The 21,963-nt window shown below is 44.1% G+C and carries 19 protein-coding genes and 1 riboswitch; of the genes, 18 read left to right on the forward strand and 1 reads right to left on the reverse strand.

Features of this window, described 5'->3' with window-relative positions; all coding sequences use genetic code 11:
• Window positions 1-151 precede the first annotated feature (151 nt).
• From MHI58_RS07800 to MHI58_RS07880, 17 genes are all read left to right on the forward strand, one after another.
• Window positions 152-1,480, forward strand: a complete 1,329-nt coding sequence (locus tag MHI58_RS07800; RefSeq protein ID WP_045034243.1) for a uracil-xanthine permease family protein — start codon at window positions 152-154, stop codon at window positions 1,478-1,480.
• 130 nt (window positions 1,481-1,610) lie between these two features.
• Window positions 1,611-2,534, forward strand: a complete 924-nt coding sequence (locus tag MHI58_RS07805; RefSeq protein WP_017367206.1) for an aspartate carbamoyltransferase catalytic subunit — start codon at window positions 1,611-1,613, stop codon at window positions 2,532-2,534.
• Window positions 2,518-3,804 (forward strand): dihydroorotase, encoded by a 1,287-nt coding sequence (locus MHI58_RS07810; protein WP_045034244.1) that lies wholly within the window; start codon window positions 2,518-2,520, stop codon window positions 3,802-3,804. Before MHI58_RS07805 ends, MHI58_RS07810 begins: the two co-directional genes overlap by 17 nt.
• Window positions 3,801-4,895 carry a carbamoyl phosphate synthase small subunit gene (locus MHI58_RS07815; protein ID WP_045034245.1) on the forward strand — a complete coding sequence of 365 codons (1,095 nt, stop codon included), beginning with the start codon at window positions 3,801-3,803 and terminating at the stop codon, window positions 4,893-4,895. The genes MHI58_RS07810 and MHI58_RS07815 overlap by 4 nt, the downstream gene beginning before the upstream one ends.
• On the forward strand, window positions 4,880-8,095 hold the full coding sequence (gene carB, locus MHI58_RS07820) for a carbamoyl-phosphate synthase (glutamine-hydrolyzing) large subunit (RefSeq protein WP_039166760.1): 3,216 nt from the start codon (window positions 4,880-4,882) through the stop codon (window positions 8,093-8,095). Before MHI58_RS07815 ends, carB begins: the two co-directional genes overlap by 16 nt.
• Window positions 8,092-8,868 (forward strand): dihydroorotate dehydrogenase electron transfer subunit, encoded by a 777-nt coding sequence (locus tag MHI58_RS07825; RefSeq protein ID WP_045034246.1) that lies wholly within the window; start codon window positions 8,092-8,094, stop codon window positions 8,866-8,868. Before carB ends, MHI58_RS07825 begins: the two co-directional genes overlap by 4 nt.
• Window positions 8,862-9,794: a dihydroorotate dehydrogenase gene (locus tag MHI58_RS07830; protein ID WP_041507327.1), complete on the forward strand. Its 933-nt coding sequence runs from the start codon at window positions 8,862-8,864 to the stop codon at window positions 9,792-9,794. The genes MHI58_RS07825 and MHI58_RS07830 overlap by 7 nt, the downstream gene beginning before the upstream one ends.
• The gene (pyrF, locus tag MHI58_RS07835; protein ID WP_041507326.1) at window positions 9,766-10,470 is read left to right on the forward strand and encodes an orotidine-5'-phosphate decarboxylase; all 705 of its coding nucleotides are present in this window, start codon (window positions 9,766-9,768) and stop codon (window positions 10,468-10,470) included. The genes MHI58_RS07830 and pyrF overlap by 29 nt, the downstream gene beginning before the upstream one ends.
• A gap of 7 nt (window positions 10,471-10,477) precedes the next feature.
• Entirely contained in the window at window positions 10,478-11,116 is a 639-nt protein-coding gene (pyrE, locus tag MHI58_RS07840; RefSeq protein ID WP_017359346.1) for an orotate phosphoribosyltransferase, read from the forward strand.
• Between the two features lie 158 nt (window positions 11,117-11,274).
• Window positions 11,275-11,377, forward strand: a riboswitch (SAM riboswitch).
• Window positions 11,378-11,451: 74 nt separating this feature from the next.
• Entirely contained in the window at window positions 11,452-11,598 is a 147-nt protein-coding gene (locus MHI58_RS07845; RefSeq protein ID WP_072367285.1) for a YezD family protein, read from the forward strand.
• Window positions 11,599-11,643: 45 nt separating this feature from the next.
• A complete protein-coding gene (locus MHI58_RS07850) occupies window positions 11,644-12,345 on the forward strand; it encodes a phosphoadenylyl-sulfate reductase (protein ID WP_008344917.1) in 702 nt (233 codons plus the stop codon).
• A gap of 13 nt (window positions 12,346-12,358) precedes the next feature.
• Complete coding sequence (locus tag MHI58_RS07855; RefSeq protein WP_008344915.1) at window positions 12,359-13,423, forward strand: inorganic phosphate transporter; 1,065 nt, start codon at window positions 12,359-12,361, stop codon at window positions 13,421-13,423.
• Between the two features lie 57 nt (window positions 13,424-13,480).
• On the forward strand, window positions 13,481-14,617 hold the full coding sequence (sat, locus tag MHI58_RS07860; protein ID WP_045034247.1) for a sulfate adenylyltransferase: 1,137 nt from the start codon (window positions 13,481-13,483) through the stop codon (window positions 14,615-14,617).
• A gap of 13 nt (window positions 14,618-14,630) precedes the next feature.
• Window positions 14,631-15,224 (forward strand): adenylyl-sulfate kinase, encoded by a 594-nt coding sequence (gene cysC / locus MHI58_RS07865; RefSeq protein ID WP_008344911.1) that lies wholly within the window; start codon window positions 14,631-14,633, stop codon window positions 15,222-15,224.
• Between the two features lie 28 nt (window positions 15,225-15,252).
• The gene (gene cobA, locus MHI58_RS07870; protein WP_035700704.1) at window positions 15,253-16,008 is read left to right on the forward strand and encodes a uroporphyrinogen-III C-methyltransferase; all 756 of its coding nucleotides are present in this window, start codon (window positions 15,253-15,255) and stop codon (window positions 16,006-16,008) included.
• Window positions 16,009-16,084: 76 nt separating this feature from the next.
• Window positions 16,085-16,870, forward strand: coding sequence for a sirohydrochlorin chelatase (locus tag MHI58_RS07875; RefSeq protein ID WP_045034248.1), 786 nt, complete (start codon window positions 16,085-16,087; stop codon window positions 16,868-16,870).
• Complete coding sequence (locus tag MHI58_RS07880) at window positions 16,851-17,354, forward strand: bifunctional precorrin-2 dehydrogenase/sirohydrochlorin ferrochelatase (protein ID WP_045034249.1); 504 nt, start codon at window positions 16,851-16,853, stop codon at window positions 17,352-17,354. The genes MHI58_RS07875 and MHI58_RS07880 overlap by 20 nt, the downstream gene beginning before the upstream one ends.
• 31 nt (window positions 17,355-17,385) lie before the next feature.
• On the opposite strand, the gene MHI58_RS07885 is transcribed toward MHI58_RS07880, so the two are convergent.
• Entirely contained in the window at window positions 17,386-19,095 is a 1,710-nt protein-coding gene (locus tag MHI58_RS07885) for an NFACT RNA binding domain-containing protein (RefSeq protein ID WP_045034250.1), read from the reverse strand.
• 165 nt (window positions 19,096-19,260) lie between these two features.
• Between MHI58_RS07885 and MHI58_RS07890 the strand changes: the two genes are divergently transcribed.
• Window positions 19,261-21,936: a calcium-translocating P-type ATPase, SERCA-type gene (locus MHI58_RS07890; RefSeq protein ID WP_045034251.1), complete on the forward strand. Its 2,676-nt coding sequence runs from the start codon at window positions 19,261-19,263 to the stop codon at window positions 21,934-21,936.
• Window positions 21,937-21,963 lie beyond the last annotated feature (27 nt).

Genomic DNA, 21,963 nt, shown 5'->3' on the forward strand with positions numbered 1-21,963 from the left:
TTTAAATGCATTCCAGAGAGTTTGCAAAGAGGGCAATAACAGAGACACCGAGCACACGACTAAAGTGACGTGTACGGTTTTTCTAGGCCTCTTTGCGCATACTCGCAAAGAGGCTTTTTTAATGAAAAAGGACACATCTAGGAGGAAAATCATGAGTCAGCAAAAAGCCAATTTAGGCATTCGAGATATCCCAAAACCGTTCACATGGCTGTCACTCAGCCTGCAGCACTTGTTTGCCATGTTTGGTGCAACCATTCTTGTACCAAAGATCATTGATATGAGCCCAGCCGTTGCGCTCATCTCAAGCGGGGTTGGAACCATTGTGTACTTAATCATCACAAGAGGGCAAATTCCGGCGTATCTTGGATCGTCCTTTGCCTTTATCGCCCCTATCTTGAATGTAAAAGCCACCGGCGGCCCTGGAGCCGCAATGGTAGGTGCCTTTATGGCGGGTGTGGCATATGCACTCATCGCATTATTTATCAAATGGCTCGGCACAGGCTGGCTAATGAAGCTTCTGCCGCCTGTCGTTGTAGGACCCGTCATTATGGTCATCGGACTCGGACTCGCTGGAACAGCTGTTAACATGGCGATGTACGTGGATCCAAATGCAAAGGAGCTTGTTTACAGCCTGAAGCATTTAATGGTTGCAGGCTTCACGCTCGCTGTCACCATTATTAGTATGATCTTCCTAAGAGGATTCCTTAGCTTGATTCCAGTCTTAATCGGCATTATCAGCGGCTACCTTTTTGCTTTAACACAAGGCATTGTGAACTTCCAGCCGGTCATTGACGCAAAATGGTTTGCTGTACCAGACTTTGTTGTGCCATTTGTCGACTATACACCTGCTGTGACCTTAAGCATTCTCACAGTGATGGTGCCGGTTGCCTTTGTGACCATGTCTGAGCACATCGGCCATCAAGTCGTGTTAAGCAAAGTTGTTGGACAAGATTTTATTAAAAAGCCAGGTCTTCATCGCTCCATTTTAGGAGACAGTGCGGCGACAATCTTCGCTTCACTCATCGGCGGACCTCCAACAACGACTTATGGAGAGAACATTGGCGTCCTTGCGATCACAAGAGTGTTCAGTATCTTCGTCATCGGCGGAGCAGCGGTGTTTGCGATCTGCTTCGGCTTTGTTGGGAAAATTTCAGCATTAATCAGTACAGTACCGTCCGCGGTTATGGGGGGCGTTTCGTTCCTGCTCTTTGGAATCATAGCCTCAAGCGGACTGCGAATCCTGATTGATCACAAAGTGAACTTTGAAGAAAAGCGCAATCTCATTATCGCATCAGTCATCTTAGTCATTGGAATTGGCGGGGCATTCATTGAGGTGAAACAAATCAATCTGACGCTGTCAGGAATGGCACTCGCTGCCATTACTGGCGTCCTGTTAAACCTGATTCTGCCGCATCAGAAGGCAGAAGATGATGAGTCAAATGAATCGAATACCGAAAACCTTTTAAAAGAAGTCCAGTGAGGCTGACAAGGGTTCTAAACGGAGCAGAACGTGCGAAAGCACCCCTGCTTCTTTTGGAGAACCCTAAGCTGCCGAGGCTTAGGGTTTTTTTGAACCTGAAAGTGATGAAAAACTAGAGGGGGCAGAAAAAATGAATGATTTATCGACAATGAGCAGCTTGTCAAAGGAAGAAATTTTACAGCTGATTGAAGAAGCATGTGCATTGAAAAAAGGGAAACAGGAACATGGTTTAGCAGGTGAATTTGTAGCGAACCTCTTCTTTGAACCAAGTACAAGAACGCGTTTTAGCTTTGAGGTGGCAGAGAAGAAACTTGGAATGAATGTGCTGAACCTAGACGCAGCAAGTACCTCTGTTCAAAAGGGAGAGACCCTTTACGATACAGTGAAAACACTTGAATCCATCGGAGTCAAGGCATGTGTCATCAGAGACAGTACCGACGAATATTACAAAGAGTTGATTGGGAAGGTCGGGATTCCAATCATTAATGCGGGAGATGGCTGCGGTCAGCATCCTACCCAATCATTGCTGGATTTGATGACGATCTTCGAAGAGTTTGGCGGCTTTGAAGGCTTAACGATCTCGATTCATGGTGATATCAAGCATAGCAGGGTGGCAAGGTCCAATGCTGAAGTCCTCGCAAGACTAGGAGCGACAGTGCTCTTTTCAGGACCAGCTTCTTTCCAAGATGAACAAAACCCTCATGGAACGTATGTCGAAGTGGACGAAGCCATGAAGCGGTCTGACGTGGTGATGCTGCTGAGAATTCAGCATGAAAGACACTCAGAAAAGATGGGCAACGAGGGTTACTTATCTACTTATGGATTAACAGTAGACAGGGCAAGCAAAATGAAAGAAAGAGCGATTATTATGCATCCAGCACCAGTAAATAGAGGTGTTGAAATAGATGATTCATTAGTAGAGTCAAAACAGTCAAGGATTTTTAAACAAATGGAAAATGGTGTGTATATCCGAATGGCTGTGTTAAAAAGAGCTTTTCAAAATAGCAGACTACATCAAAAAGGGAGAGATTCTGTCTATGTCATATCTCATTAAAAACGGTTTTATCTTAACAAGCACAGGGGAAAGAGTGCAGCAGGATATTAGGGTAGAAGGAAAAGTGATTCAAGCAATGGGTCACTTAGAAAGAGAAGACGGAGAAGAAGTCATTGATGCAGCAGGGCTATTTGTATCACCAGGTTTGATTGATCTGCATGTGCATTTAAGAGAGCCAGGCGGCGAGAAAAAAGAAACCATTGAAACAGGTTCTAAGGCAGCAGCAAGAGGCGGGTATACGACCATTGCAGCGATGCCGAATACACGGCCAGTTCCAGATACAAAAGAACAAATGGAATGGCTGATGAATCGAATCAAAGAGACCTCCTCTGTAAGAGTATTGCCATACGCTTCCATCACGACGAGACAAATTGGCGAAGAGATGACAGACTTTGCAGCGTTAAAAGAAGCGGGCGCATTTGCCTTTACGGATGACGGTGTTGGTATTCAAACCGCAGGCATGATGTACGAAGCAATGAAAAAGGCAGCAAGCCTTGATCAAGCCATAGTGGCGCACTGTGAAGATAACTCACTCATTTATGGAGGATGCGTTCATGAAGGAGACTTTTCAAAAGCAAATGGGTTAAACGGAATACCGTCAATTTGTGAATCGGTGCATATTGCAAGAGATGTCCTCTTAGCAGAAGCAGCGAATTGTCATTATCATGTATGTCATATCAGTACAAAGGAATCCGTCCGAGTGGTACGCGATGCAAAAAAAGCAGGCATTCGTGTGACGGCTGAGGTCTCTCCACATCACCTTCTCTTATGTGATGCAGACATTCCAGGTCTTGACACAAACTATAAAATGAATCCGCCGCTCAGAGGAGCAGAAGATCGCGAGGCACTGATCGAGGGACTTTTAGATGGCACGATTGATTTTATTGCCACAGACCATGCACCGCATACAGAAGAAGAAAAGAACGAAACGATGCAGAAGGCACCATTTGGGATTGTCGGACTTGAAACAGCGTTCCCGCTTCTGTACACACGTTTTGTGAAAACAGGGGAATGGACATTAAAAGAACTTGTTGATTATATGACCATCAAACCAGCAGAAGCCTTTGCTCTTCCATACGGAAAGCTGGAAGAAGGTCAAATCGCTGATATCACACTGATTGATTTAAACAAAGAAATGGCAATTGACAAAAAAAGCTTCTTATCTAAAGGACAAAATACACCGTTTGACAAATTGACTGTATCAGGATGGCCGGTCATGACACTTGCATCTGGGAAAGTCGTTTATGAAGAGGGGAGACTAGTAAAATGAAGAGACGCTTAGTGCTAGAAAACGGAACAGTATTCGAAGGAACAGGCTTTGGCAGCTTAGAACCGTCAGTCGGAGAAGTCGTCTTTAATACAGGGATGACGGGCTATCAAGAGATATTGTCTGACCCGTCGTACTGCGGACAAATTGTCACACTCACTTACCCGCTGATCGGCAACTACGGCATTAACCGTGATGATTTTGAATCGATCACACCGTTTGTGAAAGGGCTGATCGTGAAAGAGCTTTGTGAAAAGCCTTCAAACTGGCGCTCTTCATACTCACTTGATGAGTATTTAAAAATGAAAAATATCCCGGGTCTTAGCGGCATTGATACACGCAAGCTCACGCGCATGATTCGAAGTGCAGGTACATTAAGAGGAGCTTTTGCAGGACCGGATGAACAAGTAGAAGATGTTGTGAGCCGCCTTCAAACAATGCAGCTACCAACAGATCAAGTAAGCCAAGTATCTGTGAAAAATGCGTATCCAAGCCCAGGAAGAGGCAAAAGAATTGTGCTTGTCGATTTCGGCATGAAGCATGGCATTTTGCGCGAACTCAATAAGCGAGATTGTGATGTTATTGTGGTGCCACACAATATCACGGCAGATGAAGTATTACAGTTAAAACCAGACGGCATCATGCTGTCAAACGGACCTGGGGATCCAGTCGATGTGCCAGAAGCGGTTGAAATGATTCAGCAGCTGATTGGAAAGGTACCACTCTTTGGTATCTGCCTAGGACACCAGTTATTCGCGCTTGCGTGCGGCGCAAGTACAGAAAAAATGAAATTTGGGCATAGAGGATCCAATCATCCAGTCAAAGAACTAGCAACTGGCAAGGTAACCTTGACGTCTCAAAACCATGGCTACACGGTTAGCGCCATTAATGAAGACGTGCTTGAAGTCACACATATTGCGCTAAATGACAATACCATTGAAGGATTAAAACATAAAGAAGCACCAGCATTCACTGTTCAGTATCACCCAGAAGCATCACCGGGTCCAGAAGATGCGAACTACTTATTTGACGAGTTCATGGACATGATTCATACAACTGAGAAAGAAGGGGAAGAAGTATGCCAAAACGCGTAGATATCAAAAAGATTTTAGTGATCGGTTCAGGTCCAATCATCATCGGTCAGGCAGCGGAGTTTGACTATGCAGGCACACAGGCTTGCTTAGCGCTAAAAGAAGAGGGCTATGAAGTCGTTCTTGTGAACTCTAACCCTGCGACGATCATGACGGATACAGAAATGGCCGATAAGGTATACATCGAACCACTGACACCAGAATTTTTAACACGAATCATTCGAAAAGAACGTCCTGATGCGATTTTGCCGACACTTGGCGGACAAACTGGATTGAACCTTGCTGTTGAATTATCAGATCTTGGTGTACTCGCTGAATGCGGTGTTGAAGTACTAGGCACCAAGCTGTCAGCTATTCAAAAAGCAGAGGACAGAGATTTATTCCGTAATCTAATGAATGAATTAAATGAACCTGTACCAGAAAGTGAAATCATCCATAACCTTGAAGAAGCGATGGCATTCACAGATCAAATCGGTTTCCCGGTCATTGTTAGACCAGCCTATACACTAGGCGGAACAGGCGGCGGAATTTGTACAAATGAGCAAGAATTAAAAGAAATCGTCGAGAATGGACTGAAGTTAAGTCCGGTGACACAATGTTTGCTTGAAAAAAGTATCGCAGGCTTTAAAGAAATTGAATATGAGGTCATGCGTGACAGCGGAGATCATGCCATTGTGGTTTGTAACATGGAAAACTTTGATCCTGTCGGCATTCACACAGGTGACAGTATCGTTGTGGCACCAAGTCAAACGCTAAGTGATCGTGAATATCAGCTGCTTCGTAATGTGTCACTCAAGCTGATCCGTGCACTTGGCATTGAAGGCGGATGTAACGTACAGCTGGCGATTGATCCAGACAGCTTCCAATACTATATTATCGAAGTAAACCCGCGCGTGAGCCGTTCTTCTGCTCTTGCGTCTAAAGCAACTGGATATCCAATTGCAAAACTTGCAGCGAAAATCGCAGTCGGCCTAACACTTGATGAAATGATGAACCCAGTCACAGGCAAAACATATGCAGCGTTCGAGCCAGCACTTGACTATATTGTTTCAAAAATCCCGCGCTGGCCGTTCGATAAATTTGAATCTGCCAACAGACGACTTGGAACACAAATGAAAGCAACGGGTGAAGTCATGGCGATTGGCCGCACATTAGAAGAGTCTCTTTTAAAGGCTGTTCGTTCACTTGAAGCGGATGTGCATCACATTGAATTAAAAGACGAAGCGGACATTACGAACGAAGTGCTTGAAAAGCGGATTATCAAAGCAGGAGATGAACGTCTGTTTTATATCGCTGAGGCGCTAAGAAGAGGCTATACTGTCGAACAGATTCATGAATTCTCGAAAATTGATTATTTCTTCCTTCATAAACTGGAAGGCATCATCGCTTTTGAAAAGACACTAAAAGAAAACAAAGGCAATGTAGACGTTTTAAAAGAAGCGAAAGAAAAAGGTTTCTCAGATATTTATATTAGCCGCGAATGGAATATGAATGAGGCAGATGTCTATAACCTAAGAACAGAAGCAGGCATCGTTCCTGTGTATAAGATGGTGGACACATGTGCGGCAGAATTTGAATCAGAAACACCATATTTCTACAGCACATATGAAGATGAAAATGAATCCGAACGAACAGATAAGAAAAGTGTCATCGTGCTAGGCTCAGGTCCAATCAGAATCGGACAAGGGGTTGAATTCGATTATGCGACCGTGCATTCAGTGTGGGCAATCAAACAGGCAGGCTATGAAGCCATTATTATTAACAACAACCCTGAAACCGTCTCAACAGACTTTAGTATTTCAGATAAGCTCTACTTTGAACCACTCACTGTAGAAGATGTGATGCACATCATCGACCTTGAACAGCCAGAAGGTGTCGTCGTTCAGTTTGGCGGACAAACAGCGATTAACTTAGCAGATGAATTATCAAATAGAGGGGTTAAGATTCTTGGAACTTCGCTTGAAGACCTTGACCGTGCGGAAAACCGTGACAAGTTTGAACAAACATTAGAAACACTCGGCGTGCCGCAGCCAAATGGTAAGACAGCGACGTCTGTACCAGAGGCAGTAGCGATTGCGAATCAAATCGGTTACCCCGTGCTTGTCCGTCCTTCCTATGTATTAGGCGGCCGTGCAATGGAAATTGTGTATCAAGAAGCTGAGCTCCTTCACTACATGGAGAATGCGGTGAAAGTCAATCCGCAGCATCCAGTGCTCATTGATAAGTATTTGACAGGAAAAGAAATTGAAGTAGATGCTGTGTCTGACGGAGAAACGGTTGTCATACCAGGCATTATGGAACACATTGAAAGAGCCGGCGTTCACTCTGGAGACTCCATTGCGGTCTACCCGCCGCAAACTTTGTCTGAGGACATCAAAGCGAAAATCGCAGAATACACGATTAAACTCGCAAAAGGCCTTAACATCATTGGGCTTTTGAACATTCAATTTGTTCTATCAAAAGGTGAAGTGTACGTACTTGAAGTGAATCCGCGTTCAAGCCGGACTGTCCCATTCTTAAGTAAAATTACAGGCATTCCAATGGCGAACTTAGCTACAAAGGTTATTTTAGGAGAAAAACTGAAAAACTATGGCTACCAAGAAGGGCTTCATGTTGAGCAAGAAGGCGTATATGTTAAAGTTCCAGTCTTCTCTTTTGCAAAACTAAGAAGAGTAGATATTACACTAGGGCCTGAAATGAAATCAACAGGTGAAGTCATGGGGAAAGATGTCACAATCGAAAAAGCCCTCTACAAAGGGCTGATTGCATCAGGCATTCAAATTCCAAAAGACGGAACGGTTCTCCTGACAGTGGCTGATAAAGATAAAGAAGAAGGACTTGAGATTGCAAGAAGATTCCATTCCATCGGCTATCATATTTTAGCAACAGAAGGAACAGCGAATTACTTAAAACAAGCTTCCATTCCATCAAGTGTTGTCGGCAAAATAGGAGAAGAAGGAAAGAATCTGCTGGATGTCATTCGAAATGGTGAAGCCCAATTTGTCATCAACACCTTAACAAAAGGAAAACAGCCAGCAAGAGACGGCTTTAGAATTAGACGTGAATCTGTTGAAAATGGTGTCGCTTGCTTAACGTCACTAGATACAGCGGAAGCGATTTTAAGAGTGCTAGAGAGCATGACCTTTAGAGCAGATGAAATGCCAGAAGTGAAAACGAATGCTGAGGTGACAGTAACGATATGAAAAAAGCATACTTGACGGTCGTCTCGAACCGAGAGATCGCTGATCATATTTACGAAATGACATTAAAGGGTGATCTTGTTGAATCCTTTCAAACAGCTGGACAGTTTCTTCATATAAAGGTCAGTGAATCCATGACACCGCTGCTGAGAAGACCGATCAGTATTGCCAACATTCATGCCGAAAAGCAAGAAGCAACCATCATTTACCGCGCAGAGGGAGAGGGCACAAAGCTCCTTTCCAAAAAGCGGGCGGGAGAGTCAGTCGATGTGTTAGGTCCGCTTGGAAACGGCTATGACCCTTCAGTCGTTCAGGCCGGACAGACCGCATTATTAGTCGGTGGAGGAATCGGTGTGCCTCCGCTATATGAACTGTCTAAGCGGTTAACGAAAAAAGGCGTCATCGTAAAACATGTTCTCGGTTTTCAATCGAAAAAGGATGTATTTTATGAGGAGAAGTTTCAAGCACTCGGAGATACGTTTATCGCAACCGTTGATGGGACATATGGTTTGAAAGGTTTCGTGACAAATGTCATTGAAGAGAATGAGCTGGACTTTGATGTCTTGCTTTCCTGTGGACCGACACCTATGTTAAAAGCACTAAAAGACTCTTATCCCGAGAAGCCTGTCTATATTTCAATGGAAGAACGAATGGGCTGCGGAATCGGTGCATGCTTTGCTTGTGTCTGTCATACCGATCAGCACGAGAAACCGTACGTTAAAGTTTGTCTGGATGGACCTGTTTTTAAAGCGGAGGAGGTGGCGCTATCATGCTAAACATCGAATTACCCGGCTTATCTTTAAAAAATCCAATCATTCCTGCATCAGGCTGTTTTGGATTTGGAAAAGAATTCGCATCATTATATGACCTTTCCTTGCTGGGCGGCATCATGATTAAAGCCACGACCCTTGAACCGAGATTTGGCAACCCGACACCGAGGGTAGCTGAGACAGGAGCCGGTATGCTGAATGCGATTGGTCTCCAAAATCCAGGTCTAAAAGGCGTGCTTGAACATGAATTACCTTGGCTTGAGCAGTTCGATACCCCTATTATTGCCAATGTTGCTGGATCACAAGTTGATGATTATGTTGAAGTAGCAAAGCAAATTAGTCAAGCAAGCAATGTTCACGCCCTTGAACTGAATATCTCGTGTCCGAATGTGAAAACAGGTGGAATTGCCTTTGGGACCGATCCAGAAATGGCGGCTACATTGACAAAAGCCGTCAAGGAAGTTTCCACCGTTCCTGTTTATGTGAAACTGTCACCTAATGTGGCCAATATCGTTGAGATTGCTAAAGCGATTGAATCGGCTGGAGCGGATGGACTCACCATGATCAATACCTTGATTGGGATGCGTTTAGATTTAAAAACAGGCAAACCCATTCTTGCCAATAAAACAGGCGGATTATCAGGTCCTGCTGTAAAACCTGTTGCCATCCGAATGGTGCATGAGGTCAGTCAGGCCGTTTCTATTCCGATTATTGGGATGGGCGGGGTGCAAAGCGCTGAAGATGTACTTGAATTTTTACTAGCTGGTGCAAGTGCGGTAGCTGTTGGGACAGCCAATTTTGTGAACCCATTTATTTGCCCGGAAATCATTGATGAACTGCCGAATGTGTTAGCGGCTTATGGGTATTCATCTGTAGAGGAATGCATCGGAAGGAGCTGGAAACATGAAGCACTTGCCCATCATCGCGCTTGATTTTCCATCAGGACAGGAGGCGCACGCCTTTATAGATCGTTTTGAAGGCACTCCATTATTCGTAAAGGTCGGCATGGAGCTGTTTTACCAAGAAGGTCCTGCCATTATTGACGCACTGAAAGAAAAAAATTGCCGTATTTTCCTTGATCTGAAGCTTCATGACATTCCAACAACTGTGCAAAAAGCGATGAACAGACTTGCTGCACTTGGTGTTGATTTAGTGAATGTACATGCAGCCGGCGGGAAAAGAATGATGCAGGCGGCCGTAGAGGGGCTTGAAAGCGGAACCCCTGCCGGGCAAAATCGCCCGGCTATTATTGCAGTGACACAGCTGACAAGCACGTCAGAAGATATGATGAAAAAAGAATTACTAATTGACCGCCCATTGCAAGAGGCGGTGCTTCATTATGGACAATTGGCATATGAAAGTGGACTTGATGGTGTGGTGTGCTCTGTTCATGAATCAAAACAGCTTCATGAACAAATCTCTCCTTCCTTTCTCACTGTGACACCAGGAATTCGCTTACCAAATGATCAAACGGATGACCAAAAGCGTGTGGCGACACCTGCCTTTGCCAAAGAACAGGGTGTTTCACAGATTGTTGTGGGAAGATCGATCACAAAAGCCACAAACCCAGTGGAAGCTTATCAACAAATTTTGAAAGAGTGGGAGTGACTGCCGGATGAAAACGAAAATCGCAAAGCATTTATTACAAATCAAAGCTGTCTCTTTAAAACCAGACGAACCATTTACATGGGCGAGCGGTATCAAATCACCGATTTACTGTGACAATCGCCTCACCTTGTCTTATCCTGAGGTCAGAGGGGACATTGCGGAAGGTTTAAAAGACTTGATTCTCACTCATTTTGAAGGAGCGGAAGTTGTCGCAGGTACAGCTACAGCTGGCATTCCTCATGCGGCATTAGCAGCTGATCGTCTGAATGTACCGATGTGTTATGTAAGAAGTAAACCAAAAGCACACGGAAAAGGAAATCAAATTGAAGGAGCCGTATCACCTGGACAAAAGGTGGTTGTCGTAGAAGACCTTATCTCAACTGGAGGCAGCGTTCTTGAAGTTGTGGCTGCTCTAGAAGAAGAAGGCTGTGACGTACTCGGAGTTGTTGCGATCTTCACTTATGGACTGCCAAAAGCAGCTGCGGCTTTTCAAGAGAAAAACATTCCCTATGTCACGCTGACAGACTATGACACACTGACAGAAGTGGCACTTGAGCTAAAAGCAATTGAGCCTTCTGCTATGAATAAACTAAAACGCTGGAGACAGGATCCTTCGTCTGAATCTTGGATGGAAGAAACGGTCTAAAAAGCTTGTCTTGTTTTAAAAAAGCTGTGCTGCACTGCACAGTTTTTTATTTGGTTAAAAATAGTAAAATAGACTCAAATTTAAATAAAAACTAATCCTATCAATAAAGTCGGGTTGACTTTTGTTTGAATTGTGTTAATATTTAATACAAATTAAAACTCTTATCCAGAGAGGTGGAGGGACTGGCCCGATGAAGCCCGGCAACCTGCGATTTGCAAGGTGCTACTTCCTGCAAAATGATTCTATTTTGAAAGATAAGGAAATCGTGAGCTTCCTCATCTTTCTTTCGGACTGAAAGAAAGTTTTTTTATTTTAACGGTGAGGAGGAAGAGGAGATGGAACTGAAACAAAACCAGGATGAGGACTTAGTGAAGCATATGCAAGAGCTGATTGGGGATATGAAATTCGGTTCAATTACGTTGGTCGTTCAGGACGGTCAAGTGATTCAAGTGGAAAAAAATGAAAAAATCAGATTAAAGTAGTGCGGAGAATAGCGATAGAAGCAGTACTCCGGAAGGGGAGAAACAATGTTAACTTATGAAAATTGGCAAGAGCCGTCCATTACATTTCAAGAGGACGATTTGTATAAAGGGGCCCTATCTGTGCTGAAATGGGCGTACGGCCACTATGGTGATCAGCTCGTTTATGCATGCAGTTTTGGCATTGAGGGCATTGTCCTGATCGATCTTATTGCAAAAGTAAAAAAAGATGCAAGAATTGTCTTTTTAGATACAGGTCTGCATTTCAAGGAAACATACGACACCATTGATGCAGTTAAGGAAAGATATCCCGGGTTAGACATCGTGCTGAAAACACCTGAGCTGACGGTGGAAGAGCAGAATGAGCAGCATGGTGATAAATTATGGGAAACGAATCCTCAAAGCTGCTGCCATATGAGAAAGGTCATTCCATTGCAAGAGGCACTATCTGGCTATCCGGCATGGCTGTCTGGTTTAAGAAGAGAGCAGTCGCCTAAACGAGCAGGTACGAACTTCTTAAATAAGGATGAAAAATTCCAATCAGTCAAAGTATGTCCGCTCATCCACTGGACTTGGAAGGACATATGGAGATATGCGTCTAGAGAGGATCTTACTTATAATCCGCTGCATGACCAAGGATATCCAAGCATCGGGTGTGCACCTTGTACACAGCCGGCATTTACTGCTGATGATTTGCGTTCTGGAAGATGGTCAGGGACAGCAAAGACTGAGTGCGGATTACATGAGTAAGGGAGCATAATGTATGGAAATCGCCGCAATTTTATTTAGCTTATTCTTTGCTTTAAATATTGGCGCAAGCGGAGCAGCCGCTTCGATGGGCATCGCATATGGTTCAGGTGCGATCAAAAAGCCAATATACGCGCTCAGCGTTTGTGCAGTTGGAATATTAGCAGGTTCAGTGATTGGCGGCGGTGAGGTCGTCAAAACGATCAGCTCCGGGATTATGCCGGAATCTGTCATCACACTTGAAATTGTGTGTATCATCATTGGCTCGGCCGCATTATCACTTTTCATAGCGAACCTCTTGGCCATTCCTTTATCCACAAGTGAGGTCACAGTAGGTGCTGTGGTCGGTGTGGCAGCCGCATATAAAGTGCTGTATGTGAAATCGATCTTAGTCATTGTCTCTTTTTGGGTGATTATTCCGATTGTTGCCTTTGTTTTTACCTTTGCTGTTGTCAAAATCATCAGATTGTTCCCTAAACGGACATTATCCAAAAAAGGAACATTGATCTTATCTGTTGTTTTGATTATCAGTGGGTTTTTAGAAGCATTTTCAGCCGGCATGAACAATGTCGCCAATGCGGTCGGCCCGCTTGTCGCGTCAGGTGTTTTATCAGTCGGGCAAGGAACCCTTTACGGCGGAATCTTTGTGGCCATTGGGGCGCTGCTTCTAGGAAGAAGGGTACTAGAAACAAACGGAAAGAAAATTACACGCTATCAAACGGGTGAAGGCATTCTATTATCGAGCACCGGTGCAGGACTTGTCATCGTCAGCTCTATATTCGGACTCCCTGTTCCCCTTACTCAAATTACCTCCTCGTCCATTATTGGGCTTGGTATGGCAAAGGGTGGACCGAACATTTTTCATAAACATGTTGTGAAAAAAATGCTGAAGGTATGGGTTGTGTCACCTTTCTTATCACTTAGTCTATCTTATTTGTTGGTAAGCCTTTTCTTAAAAGGAGACTATTACTCTATCTTTATCATGATGAGTGTACTGCTTGCTTCACTAGGTGCACTGAGTCTTATGAAGGCAGTTAAAAATGAGAGCAGCTCGATTCATGAACAGGGCGGCGGGATTTAAATATAAATCCGACTATTAACATCTAATAAATATGAACATTGAGAGGAAGATGAACAAATGAGTTTAACACCACATGGTGGCGTATTAATTAATCGAGTAAATGAAGAATTTGATCTAAGCACAGCTGCGAAAGAAATTGAGCTGGATGCCATCTCTTTTGCAGACCTTGAACTCATCGCAATTGGCGGGTATAGTCCGATTGAAGGGTTTTTAACGAAAGCTGATTATGAAGCAGTTGTCAGCAGTATGCGACTAGCAAGTGGTGTCGTTTGGTCTCTTCCGATTACTTTGCCTGTCACAAAGGAAAAAGCAGCGGAGATCAATCAAGGTGACATTGTTCGTCTATCGTATAATGGAACAGTATACGGGGTCATTGAGGTGGAAGATCAATACACACCTGATAAGGAAAAAGAAGCAGTGAATGTGTATAAAACAGATGACCGCAATCACCCAGGCGTGAAAAAATTATTTGAACGCGGTGATACGTATATTGGTGGTAAAATTACACTGACGAAACGCAGCGAAAAACCTTTCCCGCAATTTACGTATGAGCCAGAAGAAACAAGAAAACAGTTTAAAGAAAACGGCTGGAAAACCATTGTCGGTTTCCAAACGAGAAATCCAGTCCATCGTGCGCATGAATACATTCAAAAGACAGCACTGGAAACAGTGGATGGTCTATTTCTAAATCCACTTGTTGGTGAAACAAAATCTGATGATATTCCAGCAGATGTAAGAATGAAAAGCTATCAAGTGTTACTGAACGGTTATTACCCGAAAGACCGCGTCTTTTTAGGTGTTTTTCCTGCTGCCATGCGTTATGCTGGACCAAAGGAAGCGATTTTTCATGCGCTTGTGCGTAAAAATTATGGCTGTACACATTTTATTGTCGGCAGAGATCATGCAGGTGTTGGTGATTATTACGGCACATACGAAGCGCAGGAGCTATTTGAACAATTTACAAGCGAAGAAATTGGGATCACACCATTAAAATTCGAACACAGCTTTTACTGCAATACATGTGAAGCCATGGCAACACCAAAAACATGCCCACATGATAAAAGCGAACATGTCATTCTCTCAGGTACAAAGGTAAGAACGATGCTGAGAAATGGTGAATTACCACCGAGCACGTTCAGCCGAAAAGAAGTCATTGAAACATTAATCGAAGGATTAAAAACGACGGTATCTTAAAGGAGGGTATGACATGAGCAACGAACATATCGTGTGGCATGATTCATCAATTACTAAAAAAGAATATCAACAGAAAAACAACCATACAAGCGGGATCATTTGGCTGACAGGTCTAAGCGGTTCAGGTAAATCGACGATCGCCAACGCAGCGGCGCGAGAGCTGTTTGAACAGGGGTACCAAGTGACAGTCCTTGATGGCGATAACGTACGCCATGGACTCAATAAAGACTTAGGCTTTTCAGATGACGACAGAAAAGAGAACATTCGGCGCATCGGTGAAGTGGCGAAATTATTTGTTGAGCAAGGGACGATTGTCATTACTGCTTTTATTTCCCCATTTCAAGAAGACCGCCAAATCGTAAGACAGTTAGTCGAAGACGGAGAGTTTCACGAAGTGTTTGTGAAATGTGACCTGAACGTGTGTGAAGAGCGTGATCCAAAGGGGTTATATAAAAAAGCGAGAAACGGCGAAATTCCATTTTTCACGGGAATCGATTCACCATACGAAGAGCCAGCTGCGCCTGAGCTCGTCCTAGATACAGGTGAATTATCACGCGAGGAGTCAAAACAGCGCCTTGTTGATTATGTAAAGGATAAAACGAAATAATCGCCTGATGGCAGGGGGAGAAAGCAAGATGGGGAAAGTATACATTGTTGGTGCCGGACCGGGTGACCCAGACTTAATTACGCTAAAGGCCCATAAGGCAATACAGCAGGCAGATGTCATTTTATATGATCGTCTTGTCAATCAAGAGATTCTTGCCCATGCCAAACCGGAGGCGGAGTTGATCTATTGCGGCAAACTGCCGAATCATCATACGATGAGACAGGAAGCGATTAACGAAGCACTTGTTGCTCATGCGAAGGAAGGGAACATAGTCGTTCGTCTAAAAGGCGGTGATCCCTTTGTATTTGGCCGTGGCGGTGAAGAAATCGAATGCTTAGCTGAGCATGGTATTCCGTATGAAGTTGTCCCGGGGATTACTTCTGGCATTGCAGCCGCTGCTTATGCAGGCATTCCAGTCACGCACCGAGAATTCAGCTCGAATGTTGCGTTTGTGACAGGGCATTATCAAAAGGATGAACATTTTGAAGAAAAGTGGGAAGCGCTGGCGACGGGGATTGATACCCTTGTCATTTACATGGGCGTCAAAAACGTGGAAAGAGTTCAGCGGCTGCTTTTGAAAAATGGGCGGAACCCTGAAACCCCAGCTGCGTTTATTCACTGGGGAACGACCACAAGGCAAAAGACGACTTGCTGCACGGTGGCGACACTATCTGAAACGGTTGAAAAAGAAGGGATCGAGCATCCGAGTTTAATCGTAGTAGGAGATGTCGTTCACTTTCATCAAAAGTTGAACTGGTTTGAACCAGCACTGATTGAGAAATGAGAACAAAGGTGAAAAGACACGTGTGGACATCGTGTCTTTTCGTCTGAATAAAACTAAGGTCGCAAGGAGGAGTCAAATGAAACAAGCTGTCCTTTATGTTGGGCATGGAAGCAGGGTAAAAGAAGCACAGGATAAAGCCATTTCTTTTATGAAAAGCTGTATGCCGTTAGTGGAAGCAGATATCCAAGAAATTTGTTTTTTAGAGTTGACGGACCCTTCAATCGAAGAAGGGTTTGAGACTTGTGTGCAAAAAGGAGCAACCCACATTGCGATCGTCCCGCTCCTCCTTTTAACTGCCATGCATGCCAAATCAGATATTCCAGATGAGATTGTGAAAGTACAAAAACGTTTCCCACAAGTGAAGGTGACATATGGAAGACCTATAGGCGTGAACCAAGAAGTCACGAAAGCGGTTATCGCAAGGATTGAAGAAGCTGGATATAAGGGAGAGCGTGCAAAAATTCTCTTAATTGGCCGCGGAAGCTCTGATCCAGATGTAAAGCGGGATGTGTTTGGGATTGCAGATGATGTCCGAAGCATGTTGCCTGGTGCAGAGGTTTTTCCGTGTTTTATTACAGCGTGTGAACCGAATTATCGTGACGTCTTAGCACAGTTAACAGTAGATGACGATACGCCTGTCTATCTCGTGCCTTATCTTTTATTTACCGGCATTTTAATGAAAGAGATTGAGAGTGAAGCGAATCAAGCGAGAGAGCGGCTGCGAGATGTCCGTGTCTGCCGATATATTGGGTTTCATCCCCATGTAAAAGCAGCTTATATTGAACGTGTGCAGGAAACCATCTTAAACAAAGAGGATGCGTTTCGTTTTCAAGGAGAAAGCCATGCTTCCAGTTCATCTTGATCTAACCAATAAACACGTGCTAATTGCCGGCGGTGGAAGGATTGCGGCTAGAAGGACGAGTGCGCTATGCATGGAGCCATGCAGCATAACCATTGTGAGCCCTGACATTTGTGATGAAATGGCGAATCTCATTGAGACATATCAGCTGACTTGGAAGAAAAAGAAAGTGGATGCGGAAGATGTAAAGGATGCATTTTTAATTGTTGCTGCTACAGATGATCTTTCAGTAAACGAGTGGATGACGCAATCAGCGCTTCCTCATCAGCTCGTCAACTGTGTGAGCCAGTCAGAGCTAGGCAATGTGATTGTGCCAAAGGTTGTAAGGGCAGGAAAAGTGACAATCTCCATATCTACGAGTGGTGCAAGCCCAGCCCGCACTAAACAGCTGGCTGCGGCCATTGAGACCTTGCTTGAACAAGAGGATGTAGATGCACTGGATGAGCTCTATATAGAAAGAAAAAAAAGACAAAGAAAAAGCCGATAAAATCTCATCTAAAGATTTAATCGGCTCTTTTTTATTTTCTCAGCTTTAGGACAACATCCTCATCAGGCGTCACAAATAATGTTTGCTGTTGATCATACGTGACAAAGCCCGGTTTTGCTCCGTTTGGTTTTTTCACATGCCGGATTTTCGTATAATCGACAGGGACGGAGCTTGATTCTTTTGCCTTCGAGAAGTAGGCAGCAATTTGTGCCGCTTCAAGCAAGGTTTGTTCATCAGGTGCTTTGTGACGAATGACGACATGTGATCCAGGAATATCCTTTGTGTGCAGCCAAATGTCATCACGAGCTGCCGCCTTTGTGGTCAAATATTCGTTTTGCTTGTTGTTTTTTCCAACGAGAATCGGAACACCTTGAGAAGATTCATATGCTTCAAGCTGAATGGCCGATGGTTTTTTCTTTTTGGCGTTGCGTTTTTGTTTGGGACGCAAATATTTTCCTTCCACCAGTTCTTCTCTTATTTCCTCTAAATCTTTTGGTGAGGCAGAGGACAGTTGCTGGATCAGCTCGTCAAAATAAACAATTTCTTCATGTGTTCGCTTGATTTGTTCATTTACGGCCTCTACTGCATTTTTTGCCTTTTGGTATTTTGTAAAATACGCTTGTGCATTTTCAGAAGGGGTTTTGTTTGTTTTGAGCGGGATCGTGATCTCTCCGCCTTCTTCATCATAATAATTGATGACAGTTGCTTCTTTATCCCCTTTTTTAATCGCATATATATTGGCAGTAAGCAATTCACCATAAAGCTGATACTTATGCGCATTTTGAGATTCTTCAAGCGTTCTTGTTAGTTTTTTTAGCTTGTTTTCATTTTTCTTTTTTTCATTCGCAACAAAACGTTCAAGATCAGCCGCCTGCTGTTTGACTCTATCTCTTTCAGCTTTTCCGAAATAAAAGCGGTCAAGTAGCTCACTAAGAGAATCAAACGTCTTCATGTCACCATCGACGTGCTGAAGTTTTAATAAATAAAAATACTCTTTCCCGTCTTTTCTCGTGAGCTGAGGGGTAAAAGAATGCGCCTGAATGAGCTGAAACATCTCGAGCAATGTACTTGGAATCGTTTCCTGATTGGCAAGACCGGCCCTGTGGACAGCTTCCTTAGCAAACAGCGGAGAAACCCCAGAGAATGTATCGACAATTTGATTGGCGATTTTCCCTTCTTGAAAACGTAAATGCTTTAAAATATCTTCCTTCGTCACGTTAAAAGGATTCAGCTTTTGCTGTGCCGGCGGCAGAAGATATTCATGTCCGGGCAGCACCGTTCGATAGCTGTTCACAGATGGAGAAAGATGTTTCAGTCCGTCAATGATCTGCTCCGTTTCGTCCTCCACGAGAATTAAGTTGCTGTGCCGGCCCATAATTTCAATATACAGCTTACGGGTTTGTTCATCGCCAATTTCATTTCGGCTTCGCACGTGCAGCACGATCACCCGATCTAACCCAATTTGTTCAAAACGTTCAATGAACCCACCCTCAAGATGTTTTCTGAGGAGCATACAAAACATTGGCGGTTCGCTCGGATTATCATCATGGTGCTCAGTGAGCTGTACCCTTGCATAGCTCGGGTGAGCGGATAAAAGAAGCTTATGATTCTTCCCCTTTGACCGGATATGAAAAATCAGCTCATGCTTGTAGGGCTGATGTATTTTCGAAATTCTTCCACCAGTTAATGTTTCTTGCAATTCATTTGTCATACCATATGTAAAAATGCCGTCAAATGACATGTTGGATACACCCTCTTCTTTCACACAAATCTACTGAAAGAACCTTACGTTTTCTCGTTCTTTAGGCAGTCTTATTATTATAGCATGATTTAGGACGAGTCTGAATAAACTGGCTTATAGAACACTGCATAAGAGAGAGAACAAAAGAGGAGTGGACGAGGTCAAATGAATTGGCATGAACTGAACCAAACCGATTTATTAAAAACAATGAATACATCGATAGGTGACGGACTGTCAGAAAAAGATGTGCAAAAGCGGCTTGAAAAGCATGGGCCAAATGAATTACAGGAAGGGAAAAAGGCGTCGGCGTTCGTTATTTTTTTAGCGCAATTTAAAGACTTTATGGTGTTAATCCTGCTTGCGGCAACGATTATTTCTGCTTTTTTAGGTGAATACATTGATGCTGTGGCGATTGTGGCGATTGTGCTGATAAATGGTGTGCTTGGCTTTTATCAGGAACGCCGTGCGGAAAAGTCCCTCCAAGCACTAAAGGAATTATCAACGCCGCATGTCTATGCAAGGAGAAACAATGAATGGGTCAAGATCCCATCCAAGCACCTCGTGCCGGGAGATATTGTGAAGTTTTCAAGCGGGGACCGAATTGGGGCAGATATCAGATTACTAGAAACAAAGAGTTTGGAAATCGAAGAATCTGCCCTAACTGGAGAGTCCATCCCAGCGGTCAAACATGCGAGTCCGCTCTCGCGAGATCATGTCTCACTTGGAGATTTGACGAACATGGCCTTTATGGGGACGCTTGTCACGAGGGGAAGCGGTGTAGGGGTTGTCATTGGTACAGGGATGAATACGGCGATGGGACAAATTGCTGGTATGCTGGATTCAGCAGGTAATATGGAAACACCGCTGCAAAGACGCCTTGAGCAGCTGGGGAAAATTTTAATTGTTGCTGCATTATTTTTAACTGTGCTTGTGGTTGTTCTTGGTGTGGTGCAAGGTCATGATTTGTATCATATGTTCTTAGCGGGTGTATCTCTCGCTGTTGCTGCGATTCCAGAAGGACTGCCGGCGATCGTCACTGTCGCACTTTCCCTAGGTGTGCAGCGGATGATTAAACAAAAATCCATTGTCAGAAAGCTGCCGGCTGTAGAAACACTCGGCTGCGCCTCGATTATTTGCTCAGATAAAACAGGCACAATGACACAAAATAAAATGACAGTGACACATGTATGGGCAGAGGGGAAAACGTGGAATATTTCTGGCACTGGGTACGAGCCGTCAGGTGATTTTACCTTAAACGGAGAACTTGTCCATGTAGACAAACATCCAAGCCTGCAAAAGGTGCTATTATACGGAGCACTTTGTAATACATCGACCATCGTTGAAAAAGACGGAGAGATGAGACTTGATGGCGATCCGACAGAAGGAGCACTTCTAACCGCTGCGCGTAAAGCGGGTTTTACAGAGCAATTCATCGAAGCGGGATTTCGTGTGGTGGAGGAATTCCCTTTTGACTCTGAAAGAAAAATGATGTCAGTCGTCGTGGAAACGAATCAGAAGGAGCGGTATGTCATTGCCAAAGGGGCGCCAGATGTGTTGATGAACCGTTCAAGTCATATGATGCACGGCGGACGCACCGCCTCATTTTCAAAGGCCCACCGGCAAGAAACAGAAGCTGCCATTCAAGGTTTAGCAAGACAAGCGCTCAGAACCATTGCGATTGCATATAAAAAAGTAAGCCTGACAGAAAAAATCACCTCTGTTCAGGAGGCAGAAACTGGCCTCACATTTATCGGTCTAGAGGGCATGATTGATCCACCTCGTCCTGAAGTGAGACGAGCGATTAAAGAATGCCGGGATGCTGGCATTAAAACAGTGATGATTACAGGCGATCACGTAGAAACGGCTAAAGCGATCGCTAAAGATTTAAGTCTCTTACCAAAGCAAGGAAAGGTGCTTGATGGAAAAGCTCTGGATCAGCTAAGCGACAAAGAGCTGGAGCAAACAGCAGAAGATGTGTACGTCTTTGCCCGTGTATCACCTGAGCATAAACTGAGAATTGTGAAGGCCTATCAAAAAAATGGTCATATTGTCGCGATGACAGGTGATGGGGTGAATGATGCGCCAGCGATTAAACAGGCGGATATCGGCATATCCATGGGGATTACCGGAACAGACGTTGCCAAAGAAGCTTCTTCTCTTATTTTGCTTGATGACAATTTTGCAACCATTAAATCCGCTATTAAAGAGGGCCGGAATATTTATGAAAACATTCGCAAATTTGTCCGCTATTTGCTGGCATCGAATGTGGGAGAGATTTTAGTCATGCTGTTTGCGATGCTTCTTGCGCTTCCATTGCCTCTCGTTCCAATTCAAATTTTGTGGGTAAACCTTGTCACAGACGGCTTGCCGGCTATGGCACTTGGAATGGATAAACCAGAAGGCGATGTCATGAAGAGAAAGCCGCGGAACATGAAAGAGGGGATTTTTGCAAGAGGGCTTGGTTGGAAGGTCATATCAAGAGGGTTTCTGATCGGGATTGCCACTTTGTTAGCCTTTATGTTTGTGTATCACCGTGATCCGAACAATCTTCAATATGCGCAGACGGTTGCATTCAGCACACTCGTTTTGGCGCAGCTCATTCATGTGTTTGACTGCCGCAGTGAACGGTCTATTTTTGAACGCAATCCATTCGGGAATATGTACTTGATCGGCGCCGTTGTGTCTTCCCTGCTGCTGATGCTTGTGGTCATTTATTATCCGCCGCTTCAGCCAATTTTCAAAACGGTGGCGGTCGCACCAGTCGATTGGCTTCTGATCATCGGTATGTCTGCATTGCCAACTTTTTTACTGGCGGGATCACTTTTGACAAGAAAAAAATAATTGGTTATGGTATAATTTTGAGGTAAT

Source organism: Bacillus sp. FSL K6-2869 (assembly GCF_040869405.1).
Lineage (GTDB): Bacteria > Bacillota > Bacilli > Bacillales > Bacillaceae > Bacillus > Bacillus altitudinis.

Bases quoted from the DNA above. Each gene is read 5' to 3' on its own strand.
- MHI58_RS07800 (WP_045034243.1), top strand. From the start codon at position 152: ATGAGTCAGCAAAAAGCCAATTTAGGCATTCGAGATATCCCAAAACCG.
- MHI58_RS07805 (WP_017367206.1), top strand. From the start codon at position 1,611: ATGAATGATTTATCGACAATGAGCAGCTTGTCAAAGGAAGAAATTTTA.
- MHI58_RS07810 (WP_045034244.1), top strand. From the start codon at position 2,518: ATGTCATATCTCATTAAAAACGGTTTTATCTTAACAAGCACAGGGGAA.
- MHI58_RS07815 (WP_045034245.1), top strand. From the start codon at position 3,801: ATGAAGAGACGCTTAGTGCTAGAAAACGGAACAGTATTCGAAGGAACA.
- carB (WP_039166760.1), top strand. From the start codon at position 4,880: ATGCCAAAACGCGTAGATATCAAAAAGATTTTAGTGATCGGTTCAGGT.
- MHI58_RS07825 (WP_045034246.1), top strand. From the start codon at position 8,092: ATGAAAAAAGCATACTTGACGGTCGTCTCGAACCGAGAGATCGCTGAT.
- MHI58_RS07830 (WP_041507327.1), top strand. From the start codon at position 8,862: ATGCTAAACATCGAATTACCCGGCTTATCTTTAAAAAATCCAATCATT.
- pyrF (WP_041507326.1), top strand. From the start codon at position 9,766: ATGAAGCACTTGCCCATCATCGCGCTTGATTTTCCATCAGGACAGGAG.
- pyrE (WP_017359346.1), top strand. From the start codon at position 10,478: ATGAAAACGAAAATCGCAAAGCATTTATTACAAATCAAAGCTGTCTCT.
- MHI58_RS07845 (WP_072367285.1), top strand. From the start codon at position 11,452: ATGGAACTGAAACAAAACCAGGATGAGGACTTAGTGAAGCATATGCAA.
- MHI58_RS07850 (WP_008344917.1), top strand. From the start codon at position 11,644: ATGTTAACTTATGAAAATTGGCAAGAGCCGTCCATTACATTTCAAGAG.
- MHI58_RS07855 (WP_008344915.1), top strand. From the start codon at position 12,359: ATGGAAATCGCCGCAATTTTATTTAGCTTATTCTTTGCTTTAAATATT.
- sat (WP_045034247.1), top strand. From the start codon at position 13,481: ATGAGTTTAACACCACATGGTGGCGTATTAATTAATCGAGTAAATGAA.
- cysC (WP_008344911.1), top strand. From the start codon at position 14,631: ATGAGCAACGAACATATCGTGTGGCATGATTCATCAATTACTAAAAAA.
- cobA (WP_035700704.1), top strand. From the start codon at position 15,253: ATGGGGAAAGTATACATTGTTGGTGCCGGACCGGGTGACCCAGACTTA.
- MHI58_RS07875 (WP_045034248.1), top strand. From the start codon at position 16,085: ATGAAACAAGCTGTCCTTTATGTTGGGCATGGAAGCAGGGTAAAAGAA.
- MHI58_RS07880 (WP_045034249.1), top strand. From the start codon at position 16,851: ATGCTTCCAGTTCATCTTGATCTAACCAATAAACACGTGCTAATTGCC.
- MHI58_RS07885 (WP_045034250.1), bottom strand. From the start codon at position 19,095: ATGTCATTTGACGGCATTTTTACATATGGTATGACAAATGAATTGCAA.
- MHI58_RS07890 (WP_045034251.1), top strand. From the start codon at position 19,261: ATGAATTGGCATGAACTGAACCAAACCGATTTATTAAAAACAATGAAT.